2 protein-coding genes are annotated in these 2,523 nt (G+C 69.8%); both read left to right on the forward strand.

What is annotated here, in order from left to right:
* Positions 1-271 precede the first annotated feature (271 nt).
* Positions 272-1,549 (forward strand): mannose-6-phosphate isomerase, class I, encoded by a 1,278-nt coding sequence (gene manA, locus AC5RUJ_RS14430; RefSeq protein WP_494128037.1) that lies wholly within the window; start codon positions 272-274, stop codon positions 1,547-1,549.
* Positions 1,546-2,523, forward strand: a 978-nt coding sequence (locus AC5RUJ_RS14435; protein ID WP_494156063.1) for a lipid II:glycine glycyltransferase FemX, incomplete at its 3' end; no start/stop codon positions are given. The genes manA and AC5RUJ_RS14435, both read left to right, overlap by 4 nt.

Genomic DNA, 2,523 nt, shown 5'->3' on the forward strand with positions numbered 1-2,523 from the left:
CGAGGCGGCACCGGATGCGGCCGACGCCCCGGAGGCGCCGGCGGAGCCCCAGGTCACCGCGGAGTATCTCCAGCAGCTGGCCGAGATCGGCGATACCGCCACGCTCGGCGCCCTGGTGGCCAATAACGGCAAGTGCTCGGTCCCCTGATCCCGGCCCGCTGCCACGCCGGTCCGGCGGCGTCCCCCCGGTGGGGGGCGGGTGCTGCCGGAATGCTGCAACGGCGCGGGGTCTGAGAGGATCGTGGGAACAAGGACGAGGAAGAGGCTTCACATGTATCGGTTGACGAATGTAGTGCGTCCCTATGCCTGGGGCTCGACGACGGCGATTGCCGAGCTGTTCGGGCGGGAACCGTCCGGCGGGCCGGAAGCCGAACTCTGGATCGGCGCGCACCCCGACTCCCCGTCACGGGTGCAGCTGGCCGGAGGCGAACGGCCGCTCGACGAGTTCATCAAGGAGAACCCCGGCGCCGCCCTGGGCGAGACGGTCCTGGGCCTGTTCGGCGCCACGCTGCCGTTCCTGACCAAGGTCCTGGCCGCCGACTCCGCGTTGTCGCTCCAGGTCCATCCCACGCTCGAGCAGGCCCGCGCAGGGTTCGCCGCGGAGAATGCGGCCGGCATCTCCTTCAACGACCCGCAGCGCAGCTACCGGGACGACAACCACAAGCCGGAGATGATCTTCGCGCTCAGCGACTTCCAGGCGCTGTGCGGTTTCCGCCCCCCGCGCGACGCGGCGCGGCTGCTGGCCGGGCTGAAACCACGGCTGGCAGACGCCGGCGCGGCCCTGGATCTCCTGGACGAGGTGCTGGAACTGTTGGGTGGCGGCGACGAGGAAGCGGCCCTCCGCGGTGCCTTCGTGGCGCTGCTGGACGGCGGGGAGCGCTCCACCCGGCTCGCCGCGGACACGACCCGCCTGCTGGCGGCCACACCGGCCGGCAGCCTGGGCACCGAATATGCAGCGGTCGCCCGCCTGGGCGAACTGTATCCGGGCGACCCCGGCGCGTTGATCTCGCTGCTGCTGAACCTGGTCGAACTCTCCCCCGGCCAGGCACTGTGCCTGCCCGCCGGAAACATCCACGCCTACCTGCAGGGCCTCGGGGTGGAGGTCATGGCGGCCTCGGACAACGTGCTGCGCGGCGGCCTCACCCCGAAGTTCGTCAACATGCCCGAACTGGTGAAGATTACGAACTTCCGGCCTATCGCCCCGCCCATGGTGGAACCGACCATCACCGATGCCGGCCAGGAACTGTACTGCCCGCCCTTTGCCGAGTTCCAGCTCCAGCGCATCGAACTGGCCGACGGCGGCAGCCCGGTGCCGCTGGCCCAGCACGGCCCCGCGATCGTGCTGGCCGTGTCCGGCAGCGTGCTGCTGGACTCCCCGAAGTCCGACCTGATGCTTGGCCGCGGCGAGGCCGCGTTCATCCCCGACACGGAACAACCGGTGAACGTGCACCCGGCCGGAGACACCGGAACCGGCGCGGTGCTGTTCGCGGTGACCACCTCAGGCGGCACACATGAATTCGATCAACAACGAACGGGAGCAACACTTTGACCGCTTCGATCCTGCAGTCTGCGCCCTGGGCCGACTTTCAACGCAGCCTGGGCAAACAGGTCTTCGAACGCAGCGGCGACGGCTGGAACTTGCTGGCCATCGCGGAAAAGACGCCCCTGGGCCAGTTCCTGTACGTCCCGTACGGCCCGGCCGCGGCAGACAACGCCGCCCTGATCCGCGCGCTGGCCGCCCTGCAGTCCCTGGCCGCGGAACAACGCGCCCATTACGTGCGGATCGAACCCGTCGGCACCGACCTCGGCCAGCGGCCGCAGGCGGCGCTGCAGTCGCTGGGCCTGGTCAAGGCACCGGTGGACGTCCAGCCGAAACTGACCTGGATGCTGGACCTGAGCCAGCCGGAAGAGGATCTGCTGGCCGCCATGCGCAGCACCAGCCGCAACCTGTACCGCAATATCCACAAGAAGGGCGTCACGTTCGATGTCTCCAGCGACCCGGCGGACATCGAAATCCTGCTGGGTTTCCTGCACGACGTCTCCGAGCGCGCGGAGTTCAAGGCCCAGTCCGACGATTACCTGCGGAACGCAGCCCGGACCCTGGTCCCGGCCGGCGCGGCCAAACTGTTCATCGCCCGGTTGGACGGGCAGCCGATCGCGGCCGCGCTGTCCTACGACACGGAGGCCACCCGGGTGTACGCGCACGCCGCGGCGGACGACGCCCACCGCAAGCTCAACGCCGGGATTCCGCTGGTGGTGACCATGATGATGGACGCCCGCGCCGCCGGCATCCGCCACTTCGATATGTGGGGCGTCAGTCCCGAGGACGAGCCCGACCACCCGTGGGCCGGTTTCTCCCGGTTCAAGCGCTCCTTCGGCGGCTACGAGGTCAGCTATCCGGGCAGCTGGGACCTGCCCGTCAACCAGCTCATGTACCGGGCCTACCTGCTCTCGCGCACGGGCCGCGAGGCCGTAACCCCCGCCGTGCACAAGGTCCGCGCCGCGGTGCTGCCGGCCGCCCGC

Source organism: Arthrobacter sp. Y3223164 (genome assembly GCF_059091005.1).

Coding starts and splice junctions, on each gene's coding strand:
- manA (WP_494128037.1), top strand. CDS start 272: ATGTATCGGTTGACGAATGTAGTGCGTCCCTATGCCTGGGGCTCGACG.